The sequence below is a fragment of the Sphingobacterium siyangense genome, assembly GCF_023277505.1.
GTDB classification, from domain to species: domain Bacteria; phylum Bacteroidota; class Bacteroidia; order Sphingobacteriales; family Sphingobacteriaceae; genus Sphingobacterium; species Sphingobacterium siyangense.
Window position 1 is genome coordinate 5,127,373 of sequence record NZ_CP080574.1, and the last position, 25,673, is coordinate 5,153,045.

Genomic DNA, 25,673 nt, shown 5'->3' on the forward strand with positions numbered 1-25,673 from the left:
TATAAATAGATTTAGGATTTGTTAACGAACTTGACTATTTTGTTTGCTTTCAATTGAATCTTATAAAGGTATTTACCATTGATTTCCTGTCGTGGACTTAGACCTGCTAATGGGGAAGGACTTAACACCTGAATCGTTTGATCTTGCGGCGATGAAAGAATAAGCTGTCTAATGCTGCTGTTGCTCCATTCCATCTTTTCGATGTGTACATTGCCACGGGCTTTGAGTCCTTTCACTGTTCCGGCCGACCAGCGATCAGGCAACGCAGGAAGTAATTCCAGTACATCCGTCTGCGACTGCAGCAACATTTCACTCACCGCAGCCACATAACCGAGGTTGCCATCAATCTGAAAGGGTGGATGCGCGCAGAGCAAGTTGGCGTAAACGCCACCGCCATTGTTGTAATCAATACCATCGCCGCCAACGAGGTTAATGAAATTAGTCAGGATTTTATAGGCATGATTCCCATCCTGCAAGCGGGCCCAAAAAGCCACCTTCCAGGCCATGGACCAACCGGTGGATTCGTCGCCACGCGCGGTGAGGGTAACTCGTGCAGCTTTGGCCAGTTCCGGTGTTTTTAAAACAGAGAATTGGTTACCGGGGTACAAACCAAACAGATGCGAGACATGGCGGTGCTTGTCCTGTGGATCATCACGATCCGTTTCCCACTCCTGCAACTGTCCCCATTTACCGATTTTGGGTTTGAGTAGCGCATCGCGAAGTGCCATGATATGTTTACGGTAATCGGCGTCCAACTTCAAAATTGTACTCGCCTGGATGTAGTTGCTAAAGAGATCGTAAATAATCTGATGGTCATAACTCACGGCATCCTCTGTGGGTCCGTGTTCCGGCGACCAGCCCTTTGGCGCCACCACAGTTCCGTCCGGTCTTCGAACCAGACGATCATCCCAAAACTCACTTATTTCTTTTAAAATCGGATACGCAAATTCGCGCAGATATTTCTCATCCTTGTTAAAGGCATAATGCTCCCACAGCGCCTGCGCATACCAGGCACTTCCAGGGGTATTCCAAAGGAAGCTCTCCCCACCGAAGATATTATTTTCGGTCTTTACGGTCCAGCCCCTTACGCCCGGAAATTCCTTTTGTGTATTTATTTTTTTCACCTCACGCATGCTATTGATATAATCGAGGTAAGGCCAGGCCGATTCACCCAGATTAGCGACTTCCGCAGGCCAATAGTTCATCTGCACATTGATATTGGAATGGTAATCTGAGCGCCATGGTGGATTGTTACTGTTGTTCCAAAGCCCTTGCAGATTTGCAGGCAAACCACCTTTCCGTGAGGAACTGATCAGCAGGTAACGTCCATATTGGTATACCAATGCTTCCAAAGCCGGGATCGGCTGTTTTTTATACGCCTCCAACAGCGCTTTTGTTGTTTGCTTGGCGTCCAGCTGGCTATGGTCGAGATCAAGCTCCACGCGGTTGAACAGCGCTGTATAATCTGCAACGTGCCGTGCCAGGAGTTTATTTACGCCATATTTTTCCGCTTGCTGCAGATAACGTTCATTGACCTTCATCGGTTCTTCGGCCGACTTCCATTTGGTCGCCCGTGTATTGGCGTAGTCTGTTGCGGCACTCAGCAGCAGAACAATTCGATCGGCAGATTTTACGTTAAGGACAGCCTGTCCTTTTTCATCTGTCGTTTTGGAAAGTGAACCGCCTACGACCTGCACGCGTACCTGTGCGGCATACCGCATGCCATTATCGAGCGTTCCCTGAAACCACAGGTGACCATCTTCTGCCTGTACCGCCTGCCCATGTGCATCCTGAAGTGCGATCTGGGCATTGAGTTTCCCTTTTTTACTGTTCGCATACTCAAATACCATGACCTGATCGGGCTGACTCGCAAAATACCGTCGGTTGATTTGCTGTCCATCCTGCTGATAGGCTATTTCATGCAGACCTTTATCCAAATTCAATTTCCGGCTATAAGCGGTAAAGGATTTATTAATATCGGAGTCAAAACGAACAAAAAGATCACCAAAAGCCTGATAGGCACCTGTTTCCTGTTCATCACCTGTCCAGAGGCTATTTTCATTAAATTGAATATGTTCCTGATTTACGCCCGCGAAGATCATCGCGCCAATTCGTCCATTTCCGATAGGGTATGCTTCGGTCATCCAATCTTTGGCAGGTCGATCATCCCAGAGATAATACCGTTGGGCCTGGGAAGTGCCAAAACAAATGATCAAGAGTGTTAAGAGAACATATTTCATTTTTGTGTGCATCAACATAGCGGTTTATACAATTTTATTGGGCAATGCCCAAGGGTGAAAAAACAAGGTATATGACAATCATCAGGACAATCAAAATTGTGCCCACACCATAGCGGCCTTTCCAATAAGCTTCTTTATCCTGGCCCGAAAACTCAAATTGATACTCCGATAGATAGTTTGGCTGGCTCAGTCTACTTCCCCCCCAGATGACCAGCGCCACAGCGATAAACAACAGCGCGAACAGGTGCAGATAGTGTAGCTCTGTTTTCCAGACAAACACCAGAAAAAAATAACTGAACATGTATAAAAACAATCCAATCTGTGCCATGCGCGGTGTCACACGGCGGGATAAAATCCCTAAGATCATAATGGTGAAAATGGGCATATTAAATAAGCCCGATACGGTCTGCAAATAGGTATAAAATCCATCATGGGCAAAAAGGATAAAAGGGGCAATAAACATCGCCGAAATTGAAATAATCAATTCAAACAATTTCCCTTTTCGCACCAATTCCTTTTCACTGTATGGTCTCTTTTTATAAGCCAGATAGGGTTTGTAAATATTAAAAATAAATAAACTGCCACAGCTCTGCAGCCCTGCGGTATATGTTGTCATCGCAGCGCCAAAGACCAAGGCCAAGGAAAAACCGATCAGGATATCGGGAAAAATTAAAACGATAAGTTTCGGAAAAACAGAAGCCGTAGGCTGTACATGCGGCAACAGATGCACAGCCAAAAGCCCCGGCAGATTGATCAGCAAGGGCATAAGGAGCTTACCACCCGCAGCCAAAGTCATCCCTTTTTGGGCCTCCTTTAAATTCTTAGCACTCAGGGCCTGCTGTGCAATATAGGGTTCCATCCCCCAGTAATAGAAATTGATCAGCAGCATTCCGGTAAATAAGGTCGAAAATGGGACCGCATCATGCTTTCCGCCAACAGCATTGAGGTGCTCTTTTTTTTCATGCAGTAACTGCGCTAGACCCGACCAGACATCGCCACCTCCAAGGTGCCAGAGCGCAAAGACAGGAATAAGCACAGCAAGTAAAAACAGACATAAGCCTAAGCTTAAATCCGATAAGGAAATCAGCTTGAGACCACCCAAAATACTATATAAACTACCTATCACGCCTAAAGCCCATACCAGCAACCAGATGCTCTGCCAGTAGGTAATATGCAATAACGCCGGGACATCAAACATGGTCGCAAGGCTCAATGCTCCACCATACAATACAGGAGGCAGCAAATTGACAATATATCCAATCAAGATGAGGATAGAAACCAGCATTTTTGTTTTGGTGTCAAATCGCAGCGCCAAGAAATCCGGAACCGTCCGAAAGCCATGCTTAAAATAAATAGGTAGCAGAAACTCCGATACCAAAAGCATGGCAACAACGGAACTAATGCCCCAGCCGATAACTGAAAGATTATTGATATAAACCGATTCGTTTTCACCTATAAACTGGTTGGCGCTCAAGTTTGTCAACAGCAAGGCTGAACCAACCATCCAAAAGCTATTGCTCTTTCCAGCAAGAAAGAAGCCGTTGAGCGTCGTGGAATAGGTGGTCTTAAATTTCCATAAGGACCATAGCGCAACCAAACCGGTAAAAAGACAAAAACTAAAAATTATCATCGTAAAACTTTCTTTTTTATACAGAGCCGCGATCTGCCAATGTTGTCGGTACCACTTCCCGGATCAATGTTCTTTCGAGCACAAACTTGGCTGCTTCCGATCCGATACGTGCAAAACTTGTCGAAAAGGTGGTAATACCACCGCTGATAATCTCTTTGATGACATCATCATTATGCGATAAAATCCCCAGATCCTCGCCCAAGGTCCAGCCCTTTTGCAGCACCTCTTTTAACATCTGATAGAGTTCCGGATTGTGAATGGTAAAATACAGTTTCCCTTTTTTTAGATCCCCTACATGGTACTGCTTTTCGATACGTCCTTTTATCTTATAGTCTTTCAGAAAGCGTAAGAACGCATTTTTGATTTCATTGGGTTCGGCTGTATTTTCCCGAAAATAGAAGATCACTTCTTTATACTTTTTGATCTTTGGTTGTAGTTGCTGGAATACGGCATAGGTGGCTGCTTCAAATTCCTGAGAAACATAAGAATATTCCGCACCCAAATCCATCAGCCGGTCGATAATCAATAGTTTTGACACAGGAATATTTCGCAATAAACGCTCAGAATCGGCATTTTCAATCGGAGCGACAATATATACCGTATAGCGTCCCTGAATACGATTGAAAATATCTTCAAAGGTTTCCATATTGTTGTGATGGAAAAAAAGATCGACCGACACTTCCTCCGGAAGATTGGCCCGCAATTCGGATACCAAGGTATCCTGAAAAGTATCGTAAGCATATAACAAGACGGCAACTTTCTGTTTCAACTGCGTATTATTACTGACTACAAAATATCCTTTTCTATTTTTGGATTCCACCACGCCATGAGCAATCAGGTCGCGGTAAGCTTTGGCAAAGGTTTCGCGTGCATAGCCCAGGTATTGGATCAAGTTATTGACAGAAGGCAAACTGGCGTGCACCTCCAGTTCATTGGCATCAATGGCATCCAACACGCCCTGTACGATACATTCATGTTTCGAAAGCCCATTTAAAGCTTCCAATCGTTTGATCCGATCGATCAACGCCTTAAACTGTTCTTCTTTGGTTATCTTCATATAATATTATTAACTAAAGAGCAATCTTAAGCAATTTTGCTCCTGCTTGCTCAAAGGCAATGGGATTTTTAGCAGTAAATTCCTGCGCTGTTTTTTCAAACAGTTCCACCGCCTTATAGGTTGTATTTGGCTCCAGGCCAATCTGTTTAAAATCTATGTTTATTGCTACCGGGGCTGTATTGTAATTAAATATGGCCACATACAGCGTTGTTCCAATCTTTTTGTAATAATACGTATTTGCTGCTTTTCCTTCTACAAATCCTGCCGGACGGAAGCTTTTACCGTCGGCTATAATTTTTAGAATTTCGGGGTCCTGCAGATATTGATTCATCTTTGGCTGCCAGTTTTCTTTTTTCGATAGGTCGTCACCAAGGATAATGGTCCCCGTTACCACACTGGAAAGCAGTCTTGCCTTATTGACTTCAGGGCTTTCATCATGAAAGACCAGGTGGTCGGCATCGATAAAATCGTAAAGATAAGTTTGCCACCAGCCGTAACTAACGCTGTTTAGCGTATATTGAGTTTGATCGATCGTCTTCCAGGCGTCGCAGGCTATTCTGCGCATGTGTGCAAATTGGGCTGTCGCCAGGGAAGGCGAAATTGCGGCATAGATCAACATTTTACCCTGCAGCACGTCGACGAGATGTTTCATCCCCACAGCATAAGCCTGCATACCTGTCTGAATTTTCTTATCGTAAAAACCTTTGGATTCGATTGCCGCATGAGAGAGGAAATCGACCTTGATCATTCGGAAGCCACAGTCGACCAATTTCCCTAAGATCACATCCATACGGGCCAACGTACCTGGATGTGTCGGATCAAGAGCCCGACCACCATCTAAATTGTGGTAGCCTTTTTGGGTTTTTGTCCAAAGCTGGCCAAAGGTAAACTGGCTTCCCTCTGCCTTGCGGTCGGGGCCACTTCCATGCCCCCAGTCTGTAAAAGGGGCCCAATACACGCCGGGCTTGAGGCCCAAAGAATCACAATAGCGCACAAATTGCTTCAGCTGCGTGTAGTCACCTGACATACCTCCGGGTGTCATATTATCCCAAAAAGAGTCAAGATCTATAAAAGCCTCGCCATCTGCGTTCCGGAAATAAGGAATATCTTTCGCAAAATAATCTGCCGTGCCTGTGGCATTCTGAAAATTAAGTTTTTCCTGTATCACACCCCAGCTGTTCCAGCCGACAGGTGTGGCTCCTTGCCACGATTTTACATAGGCCGGCGATAGCTTCCGGTGTATTTTAGCATAGTTTTCGAGCCCAGTACGCCAATCCTTGTCGTAAGACACGAGGTATTTTGGGGAGCGAATGACATCCCCCTTCACCATCCCGTGCGCCATGGAATCACGTGTGATAGTTACATCCGTAAATCCGGCCTGTGCTGCCAGGTGGGTATATTGCCCCTGATCTCCTTCGATCGCGATACCCGATTTCCAGACGGATTGATCCAATGAACCAATCAACAGCCCTTTTCCGCTGTCCTTATCGTATACAACTCCGACCTCGGCGCTGCGCTTACTATTCATTGTAAGGACATTGTTTTCATACGAAATAAACGTATCGTTATCAAAAGGAACAGCCAGCTGATACAAGGATTTTCCCAGACCGGCAATTGAAGCATTTGACCAGATCGGCACAAGTTCATTGCTGGCTATATTTTTACCCCTAGCTTCCAGCTCAAGGATGACACCATCTATTGTGTCGTAGCAATAAAAATGCTGCAGCAATGTGATGCCCTGTTGGGTTTTAACAGAAATGGTATACTGTATACCTTTGCCCAAATTGTCCTGAATAGGCTTTTCTGTGACGCTGCGGGTTCCTTTCAGTTTATCAGTACTAATTTTTTGTCCATTAGCAAGTGCCAGATAGGCACTTGCTTGTTGGATATAGGCGACTTGATCTTTACTTAGTGAATATGTTCCATCTTGTTTGTTATAGGTCAACGTTAGGCCATTTTTCTTGATCTGAAAAGGCTGCGCGTATAACATGAAGGTACATAGCATAAAACTTAGCGCGAAAATAACTGTCTTCATTCTGCTTGATATTATTGTAAATTGATTTGAAAAGCGTTGATCTTCATGTAATGGTCAGGTTGAAAATTGACCAGCATTCCCATATTGACCGTAACCTTTTCTTTGATTTCAAAATAAACGCCATCTGATTTAACATCAGCATGGGCCATTGCCTGTTGAATCTGCTCAAGATCTGGAATTCCGCTGTTTGCTTTGCTAACAACCAGTTTTGCTGGCGGTTGATCATAATTTGTCCAGGATAAGTTACAAAAAAAACGATACTTACCGGGTAATAAGGTTACTGTTTGCTCTATTTTACCATTTACGATAGCCGGAGCTCCCCAGCCTGCTTCAATGTTGACCACTCCGCCATCGTCCGATCCAAAACCACCGTAACCGTTATGGTTTTTCATGGCGGCGTTTGTCATCCAGTTGTCCAAAACTCCCCAGCGATTACCGTCATAGACCGTCGCTGTAAATGGTGTTTTGTAATTCTGGAGGTACCAAGGTGTGATATTGTCTTTTTTCACAGCCAATTTGGTCGATTTGACCATAAAGGTATCGATGGCCGAACTATCTGGTCTGAACACGGTACGATAGGAAACTTCGGCACCAGGAAGATAGCGTTGAAGACCAATCTTTTCATCCTGATTTTTAGTACGAACCACGGTATCTGTGGTACCACCATCCCAATTTCTATACGCGATACGCAGTCCATCAAAGCCCATGGTTTCCGATACATTTTGCAAACCCAATTGCAGTTGCTGTCCAGCAATAAAATTCTGTTCAAGTACCACACGTTGGTAAAGTCCTTCGCGATAACGATCGCCATATACGTTCCCCACCACATAGGTCGGAACAGAAAAGCGTCCTGCGGCATCCACACTGCGAATTTCTAAATTCATAGGCCCTTCAGGCAGTTTGTCGATTAAATAACGTACGGTATCCACCTTACCCGTCTGTTTGACCGGTATTTTCATCGAATCCTGCTTACTGTTCCAATAAATACGCAGCTCAGAAACACCCGAGGAAGCTCTATAGACACCTTCTACTTGTATACGGTACTTTCCCGAACGAACTCTAATCGAGTCGAGCTTTGCCGGGTAGATAATTGCTTTCCCGTCTGTGTGCTCGGTAAACTCGTCCATTTTGGAACAAGCCGCCAACAGCGCCACGATAAACAGGGACAGCAATACGATATATCTTTTCATAACTTTGCTTTTTAAATTGATTAATAAACGCCCCATACCTGAATCTGGTTAATCTGCATAAAATAACTACCCCGCCAATTGCGCAGATTGCGAATGCGCAGGTATTTGTATTTCGGAGCATCTTCCGGTAGATCAAATGACCAGCCAGAGGTACCATACACTTCATCTGCATTGGTATTTGTTCCCGACGGTGTTCCTGATGGTTTACGTACCGTGCAGGTAGCCAGTTTGGTCCAGGACTCCCAAGAGCCATCCAAATTCGGCGTATTGCTTCCCCAGATCTCAAAATCACGTAAATTTCCCTTATCGTAGAAGCCATTTTCCCGTCTCGGGAAAATCACCACGCGGCTTAATTTTGCTTCTCTACCGATCGAGAAAGTGACCGATTGCGGTACTCCGGCATTCTCTACCGTATAAAAGCTTGGCCATTTGCCCGTATTGAGATTGCCATCCCATAGATTGTCCATAGAACCGTAGAGGATTTGCGCATCTCCAGGCAAGCGCAATGGCGTAAACAATTGCCGGTTAAACAGATTTTCCTCCAATGGCGTAATCGAAGTGTACAGCGTATCGGATTTATTTAACCAGCGATCACGGACATAAAATGCGAACTTCATTTCTTTGGATTTCAATCCACGGACATTATATAGGATGATGGAATCCTGTCCATAGTAGTTATCCAAGGGCAGGTACTCCCCATTGTTGAGCGAGTCTACCATCGGTACGATCACAACATTTCCTTTTTCCTTATTGGTCGAGGTAATGCGGATACCGCCAAAGGCAGCTGTTACTTTCATCTCCCCAAACACCAGATTAAAGATCGGCGTCTTCGGTTCAACAATGACATCTACGGGATCCGACACAACCTCAGCCTTGCTTACCGCGTATAATTTAACGGTTTGCGGCTTGGTATCGGGGAATCCATCAATTAAGATCTCATTGGTGTACGTCGATGATTTGACAACACGGGTGGCGCCACTCGCCATCACGTATTCGGCTTTGACATAAAGTATGTTGTCATTCTCCGGAAGGCTATAATGTATGGTTGCCTGTCCATAACCATTCACGACGGAGGGATGCTGTACCAGTCCCGGTTTGGTCTGGTCGTCTTCCATTAAGGTCCAGCCTTTTTCCTCTTTACAGCCGAGCAGCAGAAACAGCAAACCAGCCATGACATAGATACTATTGCGATATATTCGTTTTTTCATGATTTTCTTCAATTTAATACGCTAATTACCAGCCTGGATTTTGTACCAAATTCGGGTTGACCAACAGATCGCTTTCTTTAATCGGCCAAAAATAGTCCCTTGGTGCCACGAATCTTTGTTGATAGAAGGTCTGTTCCTGATAAAAAAGCTCCGGATGGTCCTTATCCTGATTGCGATCCCAGCCCGTGATATTTTTGTTGAGTTCCTGCGCGGCAAGCTTCCAGCGTCTCAAATCCCAAAAGCGGGAACCTTCAAAGCTCATCTCAATATTACGTTCACGTTGTATAATTGCACGGAGTCCTTCCTTTGTCGTCGGTTTGGCGCTATTGAAAGCATACTTTGCCCAGGACTCTTTCACCCCTTCCAGACCGGCGCGCTTGCGAATCTTATCGAGATAGAGGAATACATCGGCTGTCGGTCCTTCACTCTCGTTCAACGCCTCGGTATACATCAGATACAGGTCGGCAAGCCGTAGCATAGGCCATGGATATTCTTCGATATGCGAGCTGTTTCCATCCTTAAAGGCAAATTTCCAATTGACCAGCTTCTTTGGGTAATAGGTTGTGATCGGCACGGAAACACCACTGCCAAATAAGCCTAAACGAAGTTGTGTTGTCCAGGTATTTTCGTCTGTCTGACTAGGGCTATTTTCCATGTACCAAACCCCACCGTCAAAGCCCACATTGGCGTAGAAACGATTTTCACGGTCAAAATGCAAACGCGCTGTTCGGTAATTTTCGATATTGTTGAAGCGCTCGTCATGCGTTCCGGCACGCAATTGATTTTTGTTGCTAAAATCAAGGGTTTTGTCTTCATCCATCGGCACCCCGTTTTTCGTATAAAACTGTTCAATGATTTTGATTGTCGGGGCCAAGGTACCGTTGACGCTGTTGTTGCCGGCATTATTCGGATCGATATGCGCCATGGATGAGTACTGCAACTGCCATGTCCGCGAGTTCGAATTCCCCCAGATGATCTCGCGGTTCCATTTTTCCGTCACAGCGTTACGAATGCTCATCTGAATCATTGTCGTATTGGACAGTGGGCGTACCGGTGTTGGAAATTCGTATAGATTCATGCCCAGCTCCTCACAGGCAGCAATCGCTTCTTTTGCAGCCTGCGCTGCTTTACGCCATTTCTCGGCTTGGAAGCTCTGATTAAAAAATAAGGTGCCGTCCACATTTTTGAAGGTTGCATAATCCGTATTACCATTGAATAATGGGCTCGCAGCATATAATAGGACTTTCGCCTTGATACCTAAAGCAATTGGTTTTGTGATATGCCCCAGATCAGTTACTGGCGACTGCACCGCACTTGGCAGCTTACTTGCGGCCTCATCGAGTACCTTCACGATATAATCAACCACTTGGTCTATCGGCTGACGCTTTACCTGCGTCTCCTCAATTGGTGCTGTGACAGGAACGTTGACATCCATAATGGGAATAGGGCCATAATGACGCATCAGCATAAAATGATAATAGGCTTTTAAAAACAATACCTCACCCTCCCAGGTGGTACGTTCATCTTGCGTCATATCACGTACCTTTTCGGGATTTTGAATATTTTCCAAAAAGATATTACAGTCGCGAATGGCATTGAACATCGACCTTTCGCGAACATTATTGATTATATGTCCGTCCCAGTAGTTGACATAAGGATCGGTGACACTTTGATTGCCACGGGCGATGTTCCAGTTTGTCCCGTTGATACTCCGTGTTGGGTAATCCAGCCAGAACTCATCTCCTGCCATAAAAGCGGGATTTATAGTCGGTTCGCCATCATTGGGCAAATAAGAATAGCAGGTTGCCAAATATTTAATGGCTTCACTGCGCATGGTAAAGGCATTATCTATTGTGGGAGCATTGTCGGGTACGACATCCAAATAGTTGCAGGATTGAAAAAACAATAGACCTGATACCACCATCGATTTAAATACAGTTAACTTTTTCATGATACATTGTTTTTTATAATCCTACATTGATTCCGATATTATATACCGCCTGAACCGGGTAACCCAAACCATCACCACCCATTTCAGGATCCCACATTTTAAATTTGCTCCATACCGCAAGATTCAGGGCATTGGTATAAATGCGGATATTGGACATCTTCCAGCGATCCAGGATCTTCTTTGGTACCGTATAACCCAATTCAACAGATTTTAGGCGAAGGAAGGCACCATTGCGCATCCACCAGGTCGAGAATTGATTATTGTTGTTATTGAATCCGTCGGTCAATCGTGGCCAAAATGCACGGATATCTTGATTATCTTCCGACCAGTGACTATCGGCAACCTGTTTTAACAGCCCGTTTTGATAGGGACCATTGATGGCGAAAGGCGTGATATTTCCGGGATTGATAAAAAACGATGAACGTGCAGAGCCTTGTAGGAAAGCACTGACATCAAATCCTTTGAAACCGACGGTGAATCCCATACCGTAGATAATTTCAGGATCCGTTGGAAAACCGATGGGTACTTTGTCCAGATCAGTTATTTTGCCATCACCGTTAATGTCACGATATTTGATATCACCGCCCATTGTTTTCAATGCACCACCAAAATTTTGCAATGGCGAGTTATCGGCTTCAATATCATCTACAAATAAGCGTTCGGCGATCAAACCATATTGTTGTTTAATCGGATACCCTAAGTGTGTCAGGTAAGATAAATTTGCCGGATAGTTTGGCTCTTCGTTGGTCAGCAAGCGATTGGTCGCATAGGTCATATTACCGCGCAACTGCGTCCACCAGGTATTTGCAAAGGATTTGTTGTAATCCAAAGCCAGGTCAAATCCCTTGCTTTCCGCCTTGCCCATATTGGATTGAATATCGGCCTGAAAACCTGCAGTCGTCGGAATCGTTGAGCGTACCATTAAGATATCACTTCGCTTGGAGTTGTAGTAGTCGAAGACAACACCCAATCCATTTTTAAGATTCAGATCAAAACCCGCATCAAATGTTTTGGCACGTTCCCAGGTAATATTGGGATTGGCATAACGCGAGATGGAATAACCCGGTCGGGTATAATCCCAAAGATTTCCCCAGGAAAATCCTTTTCCATTATCATTTGGATTAACCTGCGATAAATAGAAAAAGCGGTCGCGGTCGTTACCGATCTGGTCGTTACCCACCAAACCATAGGTTGCCCGTAGTTTTAAACGAGATACCACCGGTGTCATAAAGTCAAACATCGGCTCTTCCTGGAGGTTCCAGCCTACCCCAAAAGAGGGGAAAAAGCCAAATCGTTTGTCTTTAGAAAAGCGCTCGGAACCGTTGTAACCAAAGTTTGCTTCAAAAAGGTATTTATTTTTATACGCGTACGTTGCGCGTCCAGACACACCAATGTTACGTGCTGGCAGAGAGGCCTGTAAATTGCCTCCATTTGCTGTCTGATAATTGCGCATGATACCGATGAGCATACCCGTAATGTCGTGATCCTTTCCAATGGTTCGGTTATAATTGACCGCAAATTCGCCATAGGTCGTTGTATTCTGTATCCTATCACCTTGACTGTAGTCCAAGTATTCGGTGCCTTGATTTTCATTCAGCAAGCTCAATACCGTATTGTTTGTACCCGGTATTTTCAGCAGATTATAGTAGAAAGGTTCAAAGCTTCTGCGTACTGAAAAATACGAGTACCGTTGTGTATAAGCCATCAAACGGGCCGACAAACCTTTTGTGATAAAATCAAAGTTCTGTTTCAGCTCCAATTGTACATTGACTGTGGAACTATTGTATTCCTGAAAACCGTTGACCATCTTGGCATAAGGGTTATTGTACAAGGTCTTTGTCGTTGGAATAAAACTATTTCCGAAGAGCGGATGGGTTGTAAACGGTGCGTAAGAAGCTGGATAGACTGCCGGGAACATCACCGGATTGGACCAGATGGCCTCTTTGAATACCCGTTGACCACCATTGATCAAATTGCCCCAATCATCATAACCACCGATGGGTCCCTTATAATCGTCAAACTGAGCCGAAGTACGAATAATTCCTATGGTTGTCGGGGTTACATTTAAAGTGATATTGGAACGTATTGAATAATTTTTGAGATTAATGTTATTGTCAAAATTATTGCCGCTTTCCGATTTCAAAATTCCTTTGTCATTGTTAAAAGTACCCGCCACATAATATTGCGCCAGGTTTCCCCCACCAGTTACGTTGAAATTGAAACGCTGGTTGTTGGTATAATCTTTAATCAATTGATCGATCCAGTTATTATTTGGATAAAGCAGCGGATCGTCGCCCCTTGCGGTATGGTCGATTTTATTTTGGTCATAAGGCAAAGCCCCTTTAGGATTGCGTGTCAATACCGCTTCATTTGCCAGGTTCATGTAGGTAATGTTATCGGCAAATTGGAAATTTCGGGTATTGGTAGAAATGGAGTTTTCGAAACGCGCATTAAATTTTGCCTTTCCCACGATACCACTTTTGGTATTCACCAGAACCACACCATTTGCACCTCTGGCACCATATAATGCAGAGGCGGCCGCATCTTTCAGCACCGAAAAACCAGCAATATCATCGGGTTGTAGCCGCGCTAAAGCTGTTGTATTCGATTCCATCCCATCGATGAGAATCAAGGGGTCTTTCTTTCCGGCACCAAAGGTCCCGACACCACGAATAAAGAACGAGGCATTATCATTTCCGGGTTCGCCACTGCGCTGATACGCAATTAAACCCGCTACCCGACCTGCCAGCATGGTGGTCAGATTGGAGGTTGGGCCCTTAATTTCTTTCGGATTGATCGAGGTGATCGAAGCGACCATACTCGTTTTCTTCTGTGTGCCGTAAGCGACGACTGTCACTTCATCCAGGTTTGAACTTGATGAAGACAGAAAGATGGTCATCCGGTTGGTACTGGTGACCTGAACAGTTTTTCGGTCGAATCCGACCGAAGTCAGGACAAGCTGATCATTGAGGTGTACATCTTTGATCAGGAACTGCCCCTGTGCATCCGTTGATACAACTGCATTCTTTCCCACGAAGGCAATTGTAACGTTGGAAATGGGTAAATGTCCGACACTATCTAATACAACTCCTCTTAATTCAAATGATTTGGACTGTGCGTTTACAAAGCCCGTTAGCAGAAGAAAAAGGAAGACAAGACTACATCGCTGCCATTTACAGATTCGGTAATACATGTGGTAGATCATAAATTGGTCTTCTTATAGATTGGTTATTAGTTTATAGTATAGCAGCTATTAATCTATACTATTCTATACTACTTTACAATAGTAAAAACATTTTCTGACATGGGCAAATATTTTTTACAATAATAGGTTCAGGCTGTGTGTCATAACTAGGCTAGCGAGCCACTATTTACCACGAGCAAATAGGGAAAAAATAAAGCGGGATGTACATTCATGGCTGATTATACATCCCGCTTAGTAAATAATTTAAAAAATTTTGATCACAAAAAAAGGTAGGCCTAGCCTACCCTTTTGTCAATGAGTGATGATATTTTAACGTATGATTGAGTGAATGTGCGGTCTGCCGGGCATCGTCCTGATAGGACGATAAATCTTGGCAGGCTCTGATATCTGCTACATCCACCTTGTTTCTTACTTTGCTGATGACCTGATTTAATTCCGATTTCCAGTTGCCCGGATCGCCAAAATCGTCCACCCAATTTTTGTTGATAAACCTTTTATAGTTCAAAAGCAAAATATACAATTCCTCACCACTACCGGCGCGATTGATTGACGTGCGCCAGTTCTCTAATTTTTCTTTAAAACTCATAACCAGCAATATACAAAAAAAATATTACTTTTTCAAATTAAGGAGCTTATACAGCCTTTCATTGACCTGAATATGACATGTCGCGTATTTTTTTTGACCGACAGCACTTGCATTGCATGGATAGGACCTCAATTCCCTGTCAAGTAATATTCAGAAAAACTATTATATTTATTCATTGCGATTTTAACGCTTAGGCGTTTCCTATTGGTTTGAAGACACTATTATGCGTTATTTTGATTTTGACGACAGCAAATACGGCTTTCCCTTAGCGATGGATGCCCATCGGTTCGAGGATAATACCGATCTGATTTTTGAGGCCGGTCCGCACACCATCAACTTTTTTGAGATCATGTTTTTTGAACAGGGAAACGGAGTAGCATATACCAATGAAAAACGTATCGAATTATGCCCAGGCACAATCTTATTCGCTTCACCCAATCAGATTAAGCAATGTGACTTTGATAAAAACGGTGTCAAAGGATTTCATTTAATCTTTAAGCCCGAGTTTTTGGAATCTTTCTTTCAGGATAAAACACTGGTATACAAACTTCCCTATTTTTACAACTATTCGTTTGCACCTTATATTGTCGCGATGGAGGGTGATTTTGAGTTGTTCAAGCCCATGCTCTCCGAAATTGTTTTTGAAATCGGAGCGTTCCGATCCGACAGTCCCAATATGATCCGCGCATTACTTGCCAGTATTTTACTTCGACTTGACCGGCTATTTCGTGCATTTCATCATATAGCCAGTGAAAGCGCGAACAACAATTTGCTCACTCGATTTAAAATGCTCATGGAAGAGCATGTCAATTCTAACCTGAACTGCAACCAATATGCTAGTTTACTAAAAATACACCGCAATGAGCTGAATCACAAAATCAAAGCCTACACGGGACATAGTCCAATTACCCTCCTCCAACATCGAAAAATACAGGAAATCAAACAGCGGCTTCTATTGGATGAACAGTCTATCGCCCAAATTGCCTTTGAACTTCATTTCAGCGATCCTAATAATCTTTCCAGATTTTTCAAAAAACTGACGGGTTTATCTCCTTCCGTATACAAGCAGAAAATGCAAAATGATAGTTTTTCATAAACTTGTGATATTTATTCAATGACGCAGCAGGCTACCTTTGCATAGATCGTCATTCCAATCGCGCGGTGAGGATCTCCGTTTTAAGATTCATCAGCTGGATACCTGTATGTTATCGAGCTACACAATGGAAAAATATGCTAAAACTACTGCTACTCTCTTGTTCACTGTATGGGCTGTTTACTACTCCACCTTACCGTATTACCGGTCGGTTGGTTGACCATCAGTATAACCCCGTTGGGTATTTTATTCTTGAAACCTATGCGTCCAATAAGGAAAGGGAACCCTTGGCTTTATTAGGTCGAGATACCGTTAGAAACAGCAATGGCGAATTTAAAATACAGGTGGTAAAAAAGGGCAGCTATCTCCTGAAAATAGCCGTTCCGGATTACACCGATTATTCCCTGTTTACCACGATCCAGGATTCCAGTTACTCCTTTCCCGAAATACACTTACAGCCGACCAAATAAGTGCCATTTATTCAACCTTGTATCCAGCCTTTCGCTGTTACGCAGGTTAGCTTACCCATAGACCCTGTCTTTGCGATTGCATTAGCCTTCTCTAGGGGGATTGCTCGTATTCGCTTAAGGTATGCTAGGGACTTACTGGCCCCCTTGCTTGCTTATTCTTTGCCTATTCTCTGCCGATTGGTTGCTATTTAATTACCGTTTTAGCAGAGAAACAGCGAAGAAACACCAAAGAAACGGCAAACGAATAGCAAACCATTCTCGAAGCAGATACGAAGAAGACCCGAAGAATAAGCAAAGAAACGGTAAACAACCACCAATCAAACAGCAGAGGAACAGCAAAGAATCAGCAAACAAACAGCAGACCGATCTCGGAACAAGGGCAAGATAGCGTACAAAAAAATTTAATTAATGACTAAACTTTACGAGTATTACCGGGTCTCATTAACAAGAGTACACCATGATCATTTGCTTTCAAATTTAACCCGATGCCCTATATGATGACAAAAGTCCCATTTAAAACTATGCTCGTTCTTCTTTTGTTGACTACTGCCACACAGGCTATTTGTGCAAATATTGCGCAATATAACCGTACTACCCTTTTGCTTCAGGATCATCTGGGCGATGGTTACAGCAAAATCGGATCACGCGTTTATTATCGCGGTAAAGAAATTCCGAACGCCAATGCCGGTTCATTTCAATTTTTAGGTTCGGGTTATGCAAAGGATACCTGGAAGGTTTATTTTCGAGGAGCAATAATAGCTGATGCAAGCCCGTCCACTTTTCAATTCCTGGGAGACGGTTATGCCAGCGATGCCTGGAAGGTTTATTTTTATGGCAAGCCATTGTCAAACGCAACAGCGTCTTCCTTCAAGGTATTGGGAAATGGTTACAGCAAAGACCCCTGGAAAGCTTACTATTTAGGCAAGGAAATTAATGGAGCCAATGCTTCAAGCTTTGAAAATCTCGGCCGCGGTTATGCAAAAGATAATTGGTCGAGCTATTATAGGGGCGAAAAGAATGATAAATTTTCTGGTCCTACGACACAGCCCCTTGGCGGTCAATACGCTAAGGACAATTGGTCTGTTTTTTATAAAAATCAGAAAGTGGAAGAGGCTTCTGCTTCAACCTTTGCATACCTTGATGATGGCTATGCCAAAGACGCCTGGAATCTTTTTTACCGCGGAGTCAAAGTCGAGGGCGGCAGCCCCAACTCGTTCAAATTAATCGGAAACGGCTATGCGGCAGATCCCTGGACAGTTTATTATCAGGGGGTAAAGGTTAAGGGTGCCTCGCCATCTACATTTAAAGCGCTTGGAGGAGGTTATGCAAAAGACTCCTGGGCAGTTTTCTATCGCGGCCAGGAGTTAAAGGGAGCCGGTGCTAGCACGTTTGAGTACTTAGACAACGGCTATGCACGGGATGCGTATACGAAGTTTTATCGGGGCGAAAAATTGGATTAATTTTATTCTATAATAATGTTGATACCGACCATTTTGGCCTTGTATTTAATTTTTTCGATAAGCCCAGAGTAGCTTCAGTTGCGCAACAGGAATTCATTGAACAACGGCCAATCCACGGAAAGATAGTATAAGCAAACGAAAACCTGATGGTGACCAAGTTCGGCCTTTTTACAGTGATTGTTCAGTGCTCGTTCAGTGCTTACTCAGTGATGACTGAACAAACACTGACTGATTACTGTCTAAATACTGATTAAAAATTGGTTTTAGGTATAATTTGGTAGCAGTATATTGTTGCCCTTGATCTCAAAATTATATGCGGCAAATACAAGCATTGTTTACCGTAAAAAAAGCGAGGAATAAACGATTTATTCCCCGCATAAAGTAATGTTTAGGGTCATTTAAGGATTAATAACCAAGCTATTTCCCAGGCCGGTCATAAATACAGGGCCTATATTTTGGGCTTTCAGCAGATCGCGATGTTTTGTATCCAATTTAGGCGCTCCAGCATCTGCCGCTGCTGCAAAAGGATAATTCCCCACAAAGGCACCCAATACCGGGCTGCTACTCGTAGGCTCATAGATGCCATCTGTTGTTAGTGTGTATTGAGGATTAACTCGGGTAAATCCAGCCGGCAGCTGTTGACTTGTCGGTACATCAAAAACGATGTTTCCCTGATACACAAAATTGACCGGTTGATCGGTAAAGGTCAACATGGTAGATTGGGCAGATTGAGAAACCACGTTATTTGCGATATGCCCATCCGTTGGCGGCAATGTCCGGCTATTGCCACCTTTGCCTGAACCTATATCAAATGACTGCTTACACTTGATCATTGTATTGGCAACAACTTTCACGCGTTTTACCTGAAAGTAACCGCTTAAAGGTGAATTTGGTACACCGTCCATGATGGCCAACGCAGCTTTTTGTCCCGTGCCGGCCATATTCTGGAAGTAATTGTTGTAGACAAGATGATCTTCACCGATGATACGAATACCGCCAGCGGCACTATTGCCATTACCAACAAAATAGTTACCATAAACGGCTGATCCATTGCCATGCCGCAGACAAAGGGTTCCCTGGCTTTCATAGAAATAGTTGTTGCGGATCGTATCGGCTCCCATCTTATTGGATATAATTTCCGTTTCGCCGTTACAGCGCTGGAAAATATTATCTTCAATGGTTGTAAGTGCATTTGTCATCGACCAATCGCTGGTTCCGACACGGATGGTTTCCCCACCATTGTCCGGTACTGCAGCACGCTCACCAAAGAAGTTGTGATCGATCCGGTGTTTCATTGGTTTACTGGTTCCCCATACGACCATGGTCGGCCCCTGATGGGTCTTTCCTTTTAAAAAGCAGTGGTCAATGCGATGATAGGAACCATTGATGGAAACCCAACGGTAGTCGGTCGTTGCTGCCGGTGGATTATAGTCCACAATTGACGTATTGGTAAGGCGGCAGTTTGAAGAGGAAGAAGTAAAATCCACCACATTTTTGCCTGTCGTATACCCTTCCTGGAATACAAGTCCATCCACAACTAACCATTGTCCCGTGATACTAACGGAAGAAGTACCTTTCATGATAACTGCCCCCCGCTGCTCTGCCATCAATACAATAGGCTGCTGTTTTGTCCCCTGAGCACTGAAGGTTAGTTCCTGGTTGGTCCATTGGCCGGACTTCATAATGACCGTGTCTCCGGGCTGTAAGCTCAGTGCCTGAAGATCCGCTGCCGACTGAATGCTGTGGCATTGCACACAGGCAATACTGTTTAAAGTGAGTTTTTCGGCTGGCGATTTCTCACAGCTAGTCCCTACCGCCAATAGCAGCAGAAGTGAAGCAATGACTGAATTCTTTTTGATCATATTTAAATTTGTTTAAAAGGTTCTTTCGTTAAAGTGCTCCCGAAAAAGGATAAACTGTTGTATTGCCCTTGCTTCCAAAGACATGAACCACACCATTCGTCACAATATAGCCCCCGGATCGATTGGTTGTTTTATTGTTAATCTGAATCGGCGCCAAATCACTGTTATTGACCAGACGTAACACCATCAGTCCTTCTTGATCAAAACCTTTGCCTTCATTCATGTATCCCAATAAAGAGCTTTTGCTGGCAGCCGTATTAGCTGGAAGCATCGTTTTGGCTTTTGTATTTTCAATGGTCAGCTTATCGAAGTTGTAATTCCCTTGTAGCATCAGGTAAAGAAAGTAGTTGCGGACATCATCTTTGTTGTATTCTTCCCATTTTGTTGCCGGTCTCGTAATCGGTTTGCCTGTTCCGTCCACTCCGGTCACAATTGGAAAGTCAAAAAACAGGCCTGCTGTCACCTTCTTCGTTTTAGTATCCCAGGTCTTTATAGCTTCGTTATGTAAGAAAATAAAGGTTCGATCGTTTTTTTCAAATTCTTCCAAAGGAATTTCGGCATACTCTAAGCCTTTCCGCATCCATTTGAAAACTGTATCCGTTGGATTTTCTACAGTCTCGTAAGATCGGTTCTCCAAAAATTTTCGTGCACTTATCCCGATATTGGGATCTAAGGTTTTATGTTCGTAGTCGTAATCTTTTTGCAGTTCCAAATCGAATAGTGAACAACTTGTCATTAATAGACTCACCACGATGATAGCGCTATATGTCCATTTGGTCTTAAACATTCTTTTCATGACTCTCTGATTTAAATTCTTCTGTTAATCTGTATATCCTGGGTTTTGAACCAATGATTTATTGGAGTTTAAAACATTCCGGTGAATAGGCCAATACACTCTGTTTGTTGGATCTAGGAATCCAGGTTTTTCTAAATTACCCGCTTCTTCCTGTCTACGTTTCAAGATTGGGTCCATCACGTCCTTCACACGTCCAGTGCGCACCAGATCAAACCACCTTTTACCTTCACCAAAAAGTTCCAGACGACGTTCATCCAAAATCGCTGTTTCCAACTGGTAGCTTGTAGCAATAGAGTCATCATTCGCATCATACTGTGGCAGGCGTGCACGCTTGCGGACAAAGTTTAAATATTTCAGGGCATTGGTTCGGTCACCGAGGCCATTCAACGCTTCAGCGTATAAGAGATACATGTCACTCAGTCGGTACATGGTCAAATAAACTGGCAGGGCCTGATTTGTCACCGGCCATGGATCCGCTTTGGTTGGATTGGCATCGGTTGGATACCACTTGATAAAGCGATCTCTCTTGTTGCTTGGCAATCCAAAATAGACATCCAATGTTTGCTGAGGTCGAATATCAGGACTTGGCGAGGTTGTCGTTTGTGGCTGAAACCAGGTTGCCCACACTCCTTCATCGACTATGATCTGCTTATTATTGGGGGACCACGACGTTTGCATACAGGCACAGCCATTTTTTAAGTAATCCCAATGGATACTCCAAATCGTTTCTTTACTCGAAGTTGGATTGACAAAAATAGTTTTCCAGCTTGCGCCATCCTGCAAATTGGTTTCATTGGTTCCGGCATAGCTCACTCCTGTAGGAGACTTTGTCAAAAACAGGCGTGTGATCCATTTTGTTGCATTTTGATAGTCCTTTTTCCACATATACACATCAACCATGATCGCACATATTCCTGCTCCTCCGATTGTCCATAGGGCGTTTTTCGCATCTTTATCGACCAGAGAATAGGCTTTTTCCAGATCTGGAATAATGACCTCGTTCAATATCTTATCTTTCGGTTCACGTGCGCTGGCTGCAGGCTGCTGTACATCCTCATAAGGTTCAAGCCATATCGGAGCATCGCCCCATACACGGACGAGATAGAAATAACACATCGCTCGAAGCGCATAACACTGCGCGAGATAATCCTTAAGCATCTCCGGGCTAATACGGCTATCCAATTCCGCTGCCTTTGGAATATACTTGATATTGTTATTGATACGCCCGATGGCGGTATAGAGCCCGCTCCAGTCTGAAAACTGGTTGGTTGGCGTAAGGCTATTTAATACGATCTCGTCCACATAGTCTTTGGTGTAACTAATTGCACGGTCAAAATTATCGGCACGATACTCGCCCCAATACAGGTATTTTTCGAGATAATTGTCTTTGTTATCCTGATAATTCCCCTTACCGACCATTTCGAGCTGAAAGGCGCTATACATTCCGGCTATTGCGGCCTGCACATCGTATAAGTTTTTATAATGCTGGTCCAGCGCAACTTCGGCCAGCGGTTTCTCTTCCAAAAATTTGTTACAGCCCCCCAATGTAGCTGACAGCAGTAACAGTGCTAAGATCTTTGTTTTCATGTCAAAAATATTTTATCTGTCCCATCCTTCAGACGGAACTTACCCTAATCGATAAATGCTAAAAATTGATATTTACGCCAAATCCAAACTCCCGTCTCCTCGGATAACGGCCATCGTCCTCTCCCGGTGTCAGCGGATTGTTTGTACTGAATTCGGGATCGTAGCCCCTATAATTGGTCCATGTCAACAGGTTGCTTCCATAAACGAAGGCTGTAAGCCCTTTCATTTTTAATCTGTTGATTAACTGCGGATCGAAGGTATAGGCCAACCGTGCACTTGACAGACGAACAAATGTTGCATCTTCGATATAAAGGCTATTCTGGTTTGTTTTTAGATTTCCACGGTTGTTTCTCTCCACATAATTTGGATATTTGGCCACATCGCCGGGTTTGCGCCATACATTATAGACCATATCCGGAGAGCCTGCTCCTGTGTTGCTCGGATAATTTTGACGTTGCAGCAGCGCATTGTAAACTTCACCACCAAAAGAACCGTTAAACAGTACATTTAGGGTAAATCGTTTGTATCTAAAGGTCTGCATAAAACCAAAGTAGAAATTTGGTGTCGCATTGCCGAGGATCATGCGGTCTTCGTCATTGATCAAACTATCTTTCTTATTGTTAAGCCATTCTGCATCTCCACCTTTCAGTTTACCATCGGGCGCATATAGCTGATGTACTGTACCCTGGTAATCACTACCATTGAAGGTATAGACTGCTTTTCCATCACGATACATCGGTTTACCCTGATCGTCAAGTACGAGTGTCAATTTCTCCCAATTATCATTGTAGGCGTTGGACTCGTCCCAGGCATAAACCCCTAAATTGCGCCAGCCATAGAAATTTCCGATACGGCCGCCTTCTTCTGCATACCATTTATTGCCCGGGAAAAATGGAATTCCATCTGCCAGCTTCACGATCTTACCGCGTTCAAAAGAAATATTACCATTCACTTCCCAGCTGAAATCAGGTGTTACGATTGGTTTTCCACTAATTACAAACTCCATTCCGCGGTTGCGAATCGTTCCCAGGTTGACATTCACTTTTGCATAACCAGTTTCCTTGGCAAGCTCCCGTGGATACAGTAGATCGGTGGTGGTCTTGACATAGTAATCTGCCGTAAATCCTAATCGGCCATTTAAGAAAGTCAGGTCTAAGCCCACATTGTTCTGGGTGGTTGTTTCCCATTTGATCCGATTATTTCCAAATGTACTGGTCAATGCAGCTCCGCCGACACCATTATAGGACCCGCCGAAGGCCACTTTTGTATACGATTCATAATCGCCTACTTTATCGTTTCCAAGCTGTCCAATGCTGTATCTTAATTTAGCATCTACCAATGCCGGCTTCGCCCATTTCATAAAATTCTCGTCCGAAAAACGCCAGGCAGCAGATGCTGAGAGAAAGTTTCCCCATTTATTTGCTGCGCCGAACCGCGATGAACCATCCCTTCTGTAGGATCCCTGAACGAGATAACGTCCTTTGTAATTGTAGCCAATACGGCTAAAAACGGAGGCAGAAGCGTTGGCCGTTGCTGTGGTATAGGTTTTTGACGGCGTGAGGTAATCCGGAAAAGTCACCAGAACTTCCTCATTGACGCTATTCATATATTCAGAATGAAAACGGTCATAGCGTCTGCGATCCGAACTGAATCCCAATAAGGCCGTGACATTATGGTCCTGTGCAAAAGTCTTGTTATAATTTAGATAAGATTGAAACTCCCAAGTGAACGTTTTATTAAACTCGTTTGTTCCGCTATTCTGATCCTTGTTTGCTGATAAAAAACGTGGTGAGAATTGGGTATTCTGTAAATTGTCCAACCGCACATTAAACAAGGTCGTAAATTTCAGGTCGTCACGAATTTGATAATCCAACTGGTTGTTCAATTGCCCGGAATAGGTTTCATCGATATTTTTTTCAAACAAGGCGTTGGCGACAGGATTTCGCTTCGAACCGATGTAGCTTGTTAAAGAGCCATCAGGATAGTAAATCAAGGAATAAGCCGGACGATCCATGACGACGCGGATCGTATTGCCGATTGGAATCGTATTGCCTTTTTGCCAGGAAAAAGAAATATTGTTGGAATACCTCAATTTGGATGAAAACTGATATTCAACATTGATACGTGACTGTAACCGTTTGGCGTAACTATTCAAGATGATCGATTTATCATCCAGGTAATTCAAACTGCTGTAGTAACGGAGATTTTTCTGACCACCTGATACGCTCATCTTGATTTCTTTCTTTTGAGCAAGATTTCCCAACAAGAGTCTTTGTAAATCGTTATCCGAATTGAAACTTGGGTTGATGGAATCCGTATTGGTATTGAGGCCTTGAATATACCGGAAAGCCCTTACTTCAGCAGAGTTACTTACCGGGATATAATGGGCTAGACGCCCGAAAAGATGATTGTAATTGACATTAACCATGGGTCTTCCTTCGGATCCGCGCTTGGTTGTGATGAGGATTACGCCATTGGCTGCACGCGATCCATAAATAGATGCCGAAGCAGCATCTTTGAGGACCTCGATATTTTCGATATCTGTTGGATTTATGGTGGCACCATCGGGGTTAATTACTCCATCGACCAGATATAAAGGACCATTTCCCCCATTCAACGTGGAGGTACCCCGCACCTGAATAGATCCTGTCGCCCCAGGTGCCCCACCACCGTCATTGACAATAAGGACTCCGGCAGCCTGCCCCTGCAAGGCATCAAAAAGATTAATGGGTTGACGCTCTTCGATTTTCTTTGCATTGACGGAAGATATAGCGCCTGTGAGGTCACGTTTCTTTGCAACACCACCATAGCCCGTAACAACAATTTCATCCAGCGCATTGTCACTATCTTCCAACGTGACATCAAGTTGTCGCTGGTTACCGACAGTACGCTCCTGCTCTTTCATGCCTACTTGACTAAAGACAACGGTACTGGATGGTGCAACATCAAGCTGATACTTCCCCGTGGCATCTGTACTTGTCCCCTGACTTTTCCCTTTGATACGAACAGTGACTCCCTGCAATGCCTCTCCTTTTTTGTTGGTCACCTTTCCCGAAAGCCGAATGTTTTGTTGGGCAAAGACCGGTAAGCCTATACTCCCCAAGGCTAGAAATAGGAAGAGTACAAAGCACCCCATTTTTGTGATACTTTTTATCATAATAAATCAGTTTTTATGGCGATTGTCTATCATGAGAAGATGATCGATAACCCAGCCATGCATTTAATAAATTGGTTATTTTTTATAATCAGTTACCTCAAATATCAGTCAATCTGCGAGGTTAAACAGTGTATTTTTTGGTCTTT

General features: G+C 43.8%; 16 protein-coding genes. 3 read left to right on the forward strand and 13 right to left on the reverse strand.

What is annotated here, in order from left to right; all coding sequences use genetic code 11:
* Nucleotides 1-11: 11 nt before the first annotated feature.
* The 9 genes from K2F45_RS21625 to K2F45_RS21665 form a co-directional block, all read right to left on the reverse strand.
* Nucleotides 12-2,252 (reverse strand): glycoside hydrolase family 95 protein, encoded by a 2,241-nt coding sequence (locus tag K2F45_RS21625; protein ID WP_248932432.1) that lies wholly within the window; start codon nucleotides 2,250-2,252, stop codon nucleotides 12-14.
* Between the two features lie 22 nt (nucleotides 2,253-2,274).
* Nucleotides 2,275-3,870 (reverse strand): solute:sodium symporter family transporter, encoded by a 1,596-nt coding sequence (locus K2F45_RS21630; protein ID WP_248932433.1) that lies wholly within the window; start codon nucleotides 3,868-3,870, stop codon nucleotides 2,275-2,277.
* A gap of 16 nt (nucleotides 3,871-3,886) precedes the next feature.
* Nucleotides 3,887-4,927 carry a GntR family transcriptional regulator gene (locus K2F45_RS21635; RefSeq protein WP_248932434.1) on the reverse strand — a complete coding sequence of 347 codons (1,041 nt, stop codon included), beginning with the start codon at nucleotides 4,925-4,927 and terminating at the stop codon, nucleotides 3,887-3,889.
* Nucleotides 4,928-4,940: 13 nt separating this feature from the next.
* Entirely contained in the window at nucleotides 4,941-6,962 is a 2,022-nt protein-coding gene (locus tag K2F45_RS21640; RefSeq protein ID WP_248932435.1) for an alpha-amylase family protein, read from the reverse strand.
* Nucleotides 6,963-6,973: 11 nt separating this feature from the next.
* A complete protein-coding gene (locus K2F45_RS21645; protein ID WP_248932436.1) occupies nucleotides 6,974-8,152 on the reverse strand; it encodes a DUF4998 domain-containing protein in 1,179 nt (392 codons plus the stop codon).
* 20 nt (nucleotides 8,153-8,172) lie between these two features.
* Nucleotides 8,173-9,360: a DUF5000 domain-containing lipoprotein gene (locus K2F45_RS21650; protein ID WP_153845192.1), complete on the reverse strand. Its 1,188-nt coding sequence runs from the start codon at nucleotides 9,358-9,360 to the stop codon at nucleotides 8,173-8,175.
* 25 nt (nucleotides 9,361-9,385) lie between these two features.
* Nucleotides 9,386-11,311 carry a RagB/SusD family nutrient uptake outer membrane protein gene (locus K2F45_RS21655; RefSeq protein WP_248932437.1) on the reverse strand — a complete coding sequence of 642 codons (1,926 nt, stop codon included), beginning with the start codon at nucleotides 11,309-11,311 and terminating at the stop codon, nucleotides 9,386-9,388.
* Nucleotides 11,312-11,324: 13 nt separating this feature from the next.
* Nucleotides 11,325-14,516 carry a SusC/RagA family TonB-linked outer membrane protein gene (locus tag K2F45_RS21660; protein WP_248932438.1) on the reverse strand — a complete coding sequence of 1,064 codons (3,192 nt, stop codon included), beginning with the start codon at nucleotides 14,514-14,516 and terminating at the stop codon, nucleotides 11,325-11,327.
* A gap of 280 nt (nucleotides 14,517-14,796) precedes the next feature.
* Nucleotides 14,797-15,102, reverse strand: a complete 306-nt coding sequence (locus tag K2F45_RS21665) for a hypothetical protein (RefSeq protein ID WP_075993880.1) — start codon at nucleotides 15,100-15,102, stop codon at nucleotides 14,797-14,799.
* Between the two features lie 223 nt (nucleotides 15,103-15,325).
* Here K2F45_RS21665 and K2F45_RS21670 point away from each other — a divergent pair, with 223 nt between their 5' ends.
* The 3 genes from K2F45_RS21670 (at nucleotide 15,326) to K2F45_RS21680 (ending at nucleotide 18,125) form a co-directional block, all read left to right on the forward strand.
* On the forward strand, nucleotides 15,326-16,198 hold the full coding sequence (locus K2F45_RS21670) for an AraC family transcriptional regulator (protein WP_248932439.1): 873 nt from the start codon (nucleotides 15,326-15,328) through the stop codon (nucleotides 16,196-16,198).
* Nucleotides 16,199-16,332: 134 nt separating this feature from the next.
* Nucleotides 16,333-16,665 (forward strand): hypothetical protein, encoded by a 333-nt coding sequence (locus tag K2F45_RS21675; protein WP_157626195.1) that lies wholly within the window; start codon nucleotides 16,333-16,335, stop codon nucleotides 16,663-16,665.
* 494 nt (nucleotides 16,666-17,159) lie between these two features.
* Complete coding sequence (locus K2F45_RS21680; RefSeq protein WP_248932440.1) at nucleotides 17,160-18,125, forward strand: DKNYY domain-containing protein; 966 nt, start codon at nucleotides 17,160-17,162, stop codon at nucleotides 18,123-18,125.
* Nucleotides 18,126-18,523: 398 nt separating this feature from the next.
* Here K2F45_RS21680 and K2F45_RS21685 read toward each other — a convergent pair whose 3' ends face one another.
* Genes K2F45_RS21685 through K2F45_RS21700 form a run of 4 tightly spaced genes read right to left on the reverse strand, consistent with a single transcriptional unit; the run spans nucleotide 18,524 to nucleotide 25,527 of the window.
* Nucleotides 18,524-19,987 (reverse strand): polysaccharide lyase 6 family protein, encoded by a 1,464-nt coding sequence (locus K2F45_RS21685; RefSeq protein ID WP_248932441.1) that lies wholly within the window; start codon nucleotides 19,985-19,987, stop codon nucleotides 18,524-18,526.
* A gap of 28 nt (nucleotides 19,988-20,015) precedes the next feature.
* Nucleotides 20,016-20,783, reverse strand: coding sequence for a hypothetical protein (locus K2F45_RS21690; protein ID WP_248932442.1), 768 nt, complete (start codon nucleotides 20,781-20,783; stop codon nucleotides 20,016-20,018).
* A gap of 24 nt (nucleotides 20,784-20,807) precedes the next feature.
* Entirely contained in the window at nucleotides 20,808-22,370 is a 1,563-nt protein-coding gene (locus tag K2F45_RS21695; RefSeq protein WP_248932443.1) for a RagB/SusD family nutrient uptake outer membrane protein, read from the reverse strand.
* A gap of 58 nt (nucleotides 22,371-22,428) precedes the next feature.
* Entirely contained in the window at nucleotides 22,429-25,527 is a 3,099-nt protein-coding gene (locus K2F45_RS21700; RefSeq protein ID WP_248932444.1) for a SusC/RagA family TonB-linked outer membrane protein, read from the reverse strand.
* Nucleotides 25,528-25,673 lie beyond the last annotated feature (146 nt).